The sequence below is a fragment of the Blautia sp. ZXY-1-C6 genome (genome assembly GCF_056339875.1).
The window spans coordinates 1-6,764 of sequence record NZ_JBWJVQ010000116.1; the positions used below are offsets into that span (position 1 = coordinate 1).

At 42.0% G+C, this 6,764-nt stretch carries 2 protein-coding genes and 2 pseudogenes; 3 read left to right on the forward strand and 1 reads right to left on the reverse strand.

Translation table 11 applies throughout. The features are described from left to right. The first annotated feature begins 141 nt into the window (after positions 1-141). Positions 142-2,103, forward strand: a complete 1,962-nt coding sequence (gene thrS / locus AC075J_RS04165) for a threonine--tRNA ligase (RefSeq protein ID WP_055199791.1) — start codon at positions 142-144, stop codon at positions 2,101-2,103. Positions 2,104-2,199: 96 nt separating this feature from the next. On the opposite strand, the gene AC075J_RS04170 is transcribed toward thrS, so the two are convergent. Then, on the reverse strand, positions 2,200-4,635 hold the full coding sequence (locus AC075J_RS04170; protein WP_055199792.1) for a glycoside hydrolase family 94 protein: 2,436 nt from the start codon (positions 4,633-4,635) through the stop codon (positions 2,200-2,202). 396 nt (positions 4,636-5,031) lie between these two features. Here AC075J_RS04170 and AC075J_RS04175 point away from each other — a divergent pair. Both AC075J_RS04175 and AC075J_RS04180 read left to right on the forward strand, forming a co-directional pair. After that, positions 5,032-6,045, forward strand: a pseudogene (locus tag AC075J_RS04175) (LacI family DNA-binding transcriptional regulator). 86 nt (positions 6,046-6,131) lie between these two features. Next, positions 6,132-6,764 (forward strand): annotated as a pseudogene (locus AC075J_RS04180) (carbohydrate ABC transporter substrate-binding protein); the annotation flags it as partial.

Sequence of the window (6,764 nt, forward strand, 5' to 3'; positions counted from 1 at the left end):
ATTTTTTTATTCTTTCTTTTACCCCTTCGCAGTACAAAAACCTGTTACTGTTCACTCCGTTCTCAACAACACGCTCCGCGGGATATCAACAGTGAACAGCAACTATAACAAATCCATACTAACGTAAAGGAGATAATCATCATGATCGTAACATTAAAAGACGGCTCAAAAAAAGAATACGCTGAGGCAAAATCCGTAATCGACATTGCTTACGACATCAGCGAGGGACTTGCACGTGCTGCCTGTGCAGGAGAAGTAAACGGAGAAGTTGTAGACCTGAGAACAGTTATTGACAGTGACTGCGAATTAAACATCCTGACAGCAAAAGATGAAAAAGGACTTGCAGTTCTCCGCCATACAGCATCCCACGTACTTGCCCAGGCAGTACAGACCTTATTCCCGGATGCAAAGGTTGCTATCGGACCTTCTATTGATACAGGATTCTACTATGATTTCGACTGCCCTCCATTCTCCCGTGATGACCTGGATGCAATCGAAAAAGAAATGAAAAAGATCATCAAAAAAGGCGCTAAGATTGAACGCTTCACAAAATCAAGAGAAGATGCCATCGCATACTTCCAGGAGAAAAATGAACCATACAAGGTAGAACTTATCGAAGATCTTCCGGAAGGCTCCGAAATCTCTTTCTATTCCCAGGGAGACTGGACAGACCTCTGCGCAGGTCCTCACCTTATGAGCGTAAAGGGTGTAAAAGCATTCAAGCTTCTCTCCTCCTCCAGCGCCTACTGGAGAGGCAGTGAAAAGAACGCAATGCTCACACGTATCTACGGAACAGCTTATGCTTCCAAGGATGAGTTAAAAGAACATCTGGAACAGATGGAAGAAGCAAAAAAACGCGATCACAATAAACTTGGACGTGAAATGAAAATCTTCACAACTGTAGATGTAATCGGACAGGGACTTCCTCTTATCATGCCAAACGGTGTGATCATAATGCAGGAGCTTCAGCGCTGGATTGAAGACGAAGAGACAAAACGTGGCTATGTAAGAACAAAAACTCCGTTAATGGCAAAGAGTGATCTCTACAAAATTTCCGGTCACTGGGATCACTACAAAGACGGTATGTTCGTTCTCGGCGACGAAGAAACAGACAAAGAAGTATTTGCGCTTCGTCCTATGACATGCCCATTCCAGTACTATGTATACAAAGCAGAACAGCACAGCTATCGTGATCTGCCTCTTCGTTACGGTGAAACATCCACTCTGTTCCGTAATGAGGATTCCGGAGAAATGCATGGTCTGACACGTGTGCGTCAGTTCACGATCTCCGAAGGTCATCTGATTGTAAGACCTGACCAGATGGTAAAAGAATTCAAAGATTGTATCGCACTTGCACAGTACTGCCTGCAGGTTCTTGGTGTAGAGGAGGACGTAACCTATCACCTTTCCAAATGGGATCCGAACAACAAAGAGAAATACATCGGTGATGCAGAAGTGTGGAATCAGACAGAAGCTCATATCCGTCAGATGCTTGAAGAACTGAACATTCCATTTACAGAGGATGTTGGCGAAGCTGCATTCTACGGACCTAAAGTTGATATCAATGCCAAGAACGTATACGGAAAAGAAGATACTATGATCACGATTCAGTGGGATGCTCTTCTGGCTGAACAGTTCGACATGTATTATATCGATGAAAACGGTGAAAAACAGCGTCCATACATCATTCATCGTACATCCATGGGATGCTACGAGAGAACACTTGCATGGCTCATTGAGAAATATGCAGGTATGTTCCCGACATGGCTCTGCCCGGAACAGGTTCGTGTGATTCCAATTTCCGAGAAATTCCACGACTATGCTGCCAAAGTTGAAGCTCAGTTAAAAGAAAACGGAATCCGCTGCTCTGTTGACCAGCGTTCCGAAAAGATGGGCTACAAGATCCGTGAAGCACGCCTTGCAAGAGTTCCATACATGCTCATTGTTGGCGCCAAAGAGGAAGAAGAAGGCAAGGTTTCCGTAAGAAGCCGTTACCTTGGCGACGAAGGAATGAAAGACCTTGGTGAGTTCCTTACATCCATCAAAGAAGAAATCAAAAACAAGACAATTCGTAAAATCGAAGTTCAGGAAGAAAATAAATAAAACAGGTATTTTACTTTAACCTGTTCAAATAAGTCCCCACCCTCTGCTTTAATTGCATCAGGCAATAAGCAATGGGTGGGGACTTTTATTTATCACTTATCCCATCTGTACAATTACATGGTATTCGTTTCTGCCATTGACCATAGGAATCTGGTTTCCATTTATCCTCTCACCATCTACCTCAATCCATCTGACTCCTTTCTGCACACCTTTCGGTTTATGGATTTCAATATGATAATCCGCCCCTCTAAAATGACGGTTCACTTTAAAATCGCCAAACGTTTCCGGAAGGCAGGGGTCTACGATCAAACCATCATATCCTGGCAGAATACCAAGAAGCGCCTGTGACAGGTTTACAAATGTCCACGCTGCAGTTCCTGTCAGCCAACTGTTTTTTGCCTCTCCAAATCCTGGTGCATCAGCTCCCGCGATCATCTGCGAATATACATATGGTTCTGTCCGGTGAATATCACTGATTTCCTCAATATAAGATGGACATATTTTACGATAAACCTCAAATGCCCTGTTTCCTCTTCCAAGCACAGTCTCCGCAATGGAAATCCACGGATTGTTGTGGCAGAAAATTCCTGCATTTTCTTTATATCCAGGCGGATAAGAAGTAATTTCCCCAAGTTCCAGATGGTATCTTGTATAAGCCGGCTGAAGGATCATTATTCCATACTTTGTTTCCAGCAATTCATTCACAGAGTCCAGAGCTTTTTCTGCTATTCCTTCTTCCTTGCCGATTCCTGCCATAACACAGAATCCCTGTGGTTCAATAAAAATCTTTCCTTCTTCGCATTCTTTTGAACCAACCTTTTCAGACTGTGCATCATAGGCACGCAGGAACCATTCTCCGTCCCATCCATTATCCAGCACTGCCTGATACATCTCATCCACTGCTTTCCCTGCTTCTTTTGCAAGTTCTGTGTGCCCGGTCCGCTCACAGAGTTCCTCAAATTCTTTTCCATATTTCACAAACATACCTGCAATAAATACAGATTCTGCCACAGGGCCTTCCGACGGCCCTGTTGTCTGAAAGGATTCTCCAGGTTCACTGGAAAAACAGTTCAGATTCAGGCAGTCATTCCAGTCTGCCCTTCCGATCAGAGGAAGTTTGTGAGGACCAAGATGGGTTACTGTGTAATAAAAAGATTTCTCCAGATGTTCAAAAAGCGGTACCTCTGTTCCCTTCTTACAATCAAAGGGTACCTGCACATCAAGTATCCCATAATCACCAGTCTCTTTGATATATGCTGCTACTGCTGCGATCAGCCATAACGGGTCGTCATTAAATCCGCTTCCAACATCCAGATTCCCCTGTTTTGTCAGCGGCTGGTACTGATGATATGCACTTCCATCCGGAAACTGTGTAGATGCTATATCAATAATCCTTTCCCTTGCCCGCTCCGGGATAAGATGCACAAATCCCAGAAGATCCTGGCAAGAATCGCGAAACCCCATCCCCCGTCCTGTTCCTGATTCGTAATAAGATGCTGATCTGGACATATTGAAGGTTACCATACACTGATATTGATTCCAGATATTTGCCATGCGGTCAATATGTTCGTTCTCGCTGACGACTGCAAAGCGTGCCAGCAATGTTTCCCAGTAATTTTTCAGTTCTGCAAAGGCCTGCATCGCTTTTTCCATTGTATTAAATCTTTCAATCAATGCTTTTGCAGAGGTTTTATTGATAATTCCGGGAGCTTCCCATTTATCATCTGCCGGATTTTCACAATATCCCAGCATAAAAACAAATTCTTTTTCCTCTCCCGGCAGCAGAGTCAGATCTATCTGATGTGCAGCAATGGGATACCATCCGCTTGCAATAGAGTTACTGCATTTTTTCTTACATACAGCTTCTGGAAAAGCATTCCCGTTTCCTGCTCCCAGAAAAGCATCTCTGTTGGTATCATAATTGTCCACCTGTGTATTTACTGTAAAGAAACTGTAATGTTTCCTTCTTTCTCTGTATTCTGTCTTATGATAAATCGTACTCCCCTGTACTTCCACTTCTCCGATACTTAAATTTCTCTGGAAGTTCGATGCGTCATCCACTGCATTCCAGAGGCAGAATTCCACGTATGAGAACAGAGAAATATTTTTTTCAGTTTCAGAGTTATTTTTCAGTTTCAGACAATTGATCTCACATGAAGCATCAGAGGGCACAAAAACCAGAAGCTCTGCTTTTAGATTATTTTTCGAAGAACAGAAGCGACTGTATCCAAGACCATGTCTGCATTCATAAGTATCTGTTTCTGTTGCAGACGGCATAGTTCCCGGATTCCAGATTACTCCGTCATCATTAATATAATAATACTTTCCGTTGGAATCTGCAGGAATATTATTATAACGGTACCTGGTAATTCGCAACAATTTTGCATCTTTATAAAAGCTATATCCTCCGCAGGTGTTGGAGATCAGTGAAAAGAAATCATTACTTCCCAGATAATTGATCCAGGGTAATGGTGTATGTGGTGTAGTGATAACATATTCTTTCGCCTTGTCGTCAAAATATCCGAATTTCATTGAAAAGCCTCCTTAAAAAGAATAAATAAACACTTGTGAAGAAAAGGCCGAAAACAGACTTGCGAAAACGAATACGTTCAGAATTTATATGTTTATTATATAGTTTAGATTGGATTTATCACAGTATAATTCAGTTTTTCAAAAAAATCAACTACATTTTTAGCAGTCAAAATATTTCACAACTGTTATTTTAACTTCCGTAAGATCATTGCGAAACTTTTCGTTATATTAAAGCCTGTTTTTTGTGAAATTAATAAATTATTATAAATTCTTTTTTGTGCAACAGGGATAAATTATACAAATATAACAAAAATACTTGAATTTTATCTGAAAATAAAGTACGATTAGCTTGCGAAAACGTTTTAGAAGCAAAAACAGAAAAGGCTGGACTATAATATGGTATCCATGAAAGACATCGCAAAACAATGTAACGTATCTGTTGCAAGCGTCAGCAAAGCACTTAATGGTTATTCGGATATCAGCGAAGAAACCCGACAGCTTATTTTGAAGACTGCATCAGAAATGGGATATCTTCCAAATTCCTCAGCAAGAGCACTAAAGACCAGACGCAGTTATAATCTTGGCGTACTTTTTGTAGACGAAGCCATGAGTGGCCTCACCCATGATTATTTCAATCATGTACTGGAAAGCTTTAAACGCACTGCCGAATCCAGAGGATATGACATCACTTTTACCAGTGGAAACCTCTCCGGTCAGCATCTCAGTTATTATGAGCACTGCCGTTACCGTGGAGTCGATGGAGTGGTGATCGCCTGTATCAATTTTTTTACAGAAGAGGTACAGCGCCTGGTACAGTCCGAGATACCGGTAGTCACTATCGATCATGTATTTGATGGAAGAATTGCTGTTGTTTCCAACAACATTCAGGGAATGGAAGAACTTGTCTCTTATATTCTTGAACGGGGACACAGAAAGATTGCCTATATTCACGGAGAAGATTCCTCTGTCACACGAAACAGACTTGGAAGTTTTTACAGAACTCTCCAGAAAAAACGAATCGATATACCTGATGAATATATGCCAGTCATTCCTTATCGAGATGCAGAAGCTGCAGCAATAGCAACTTCAGAGCTTCTGGATCTGAAAGAATCCTCCTACCTGTATCCTCTATCCGGATGACTTCTCCGCACTGGGTGGCATCAATGAAATCCACGAACGTGGACTTCGAATACCAGATGATATTTCCATTGCAGGCTATGACGGACTTACTTTTGCACGCATCCTGGAGCCACGGCTGACAACTCTGTGTCAGGACACAGAAACGATTGGACGGCTTGCCGCACAGAAGCTGATTGATCTTATCGAAAATCCTAAAACAACGATCATCGATAAATTCACCGTTGATGGAAGACTTTTCCCGGTGCATCAGTCAGAAATCTGGCAAAATAAGAAAATCTTCAGTATCTTCACAGTTGGTGGACTGCTGAAAAGTTACAATCAACCCAAAACAATTATCACAAGGAGGTAATAACATGATGAAGAGAAAAGCTATGGCAATTACATTAACAGCAGCTATGCTTGCCGGTCTTACAGCAGTTCCAACATGGGCTGAAGATGCAGCCGCTGACGAAGGTAAAGTTTTAAACATTTATTGCTGGAATGAAGAATTCAAATCCCGTCTGACTGACCACTATCCCGGATATGAAGAAGTTGACGGAACTCATGGCAAGATCGGAGATGTTGATGTTGTATGGAACATTACTCCTTCTGATGACAATGCATATCAGAATAATCTGGATGAGACTCTTCTGAAACAGGCTGATGCAGCAGCAGATGACAAAATCGATCTCTTCCTTGTTGAAGCCGATTATGCACTGAAATATGTAAATACAGATTATACAATGTCTGTGGCAGATCTGGGAATCACAGATGAGGAAGTTGCAGACCAGTATCAGTACACCAAAGATGTTATGACAGATTCGGATGGCAACTTAAAAGGTCTTTCCTGGCAGGGCTGCCCGGGTGCTATGATCTACAGAAGAGATATTGCAAAAGAAGTATTCGGAAGCGATGATCCGGCAGAGGTTCAGAAGAAAGTTGCAGACTGGGATACATTTAAGGCAACAGCTGAAGAGCTGAAGGAAAAAGGCTATCAGATGACTTCCACT

Excerpts from the sequence above, each read along its gene's own strand:
- thrS (WP_055199791.1), top strand. The coding sequence starts at position 142 with ATGATCGTAACATTAAAAGACGGCTCAAAAAAAGAATACGCTGAGGCA.
- AC075J_RS04170 (WP_055199792.1), bottom strand. The coding sequence starts at position 4,635 with ATGAAATTCGGATATTTTGACGACAAGGCGAAAGAATATGTTATCACT.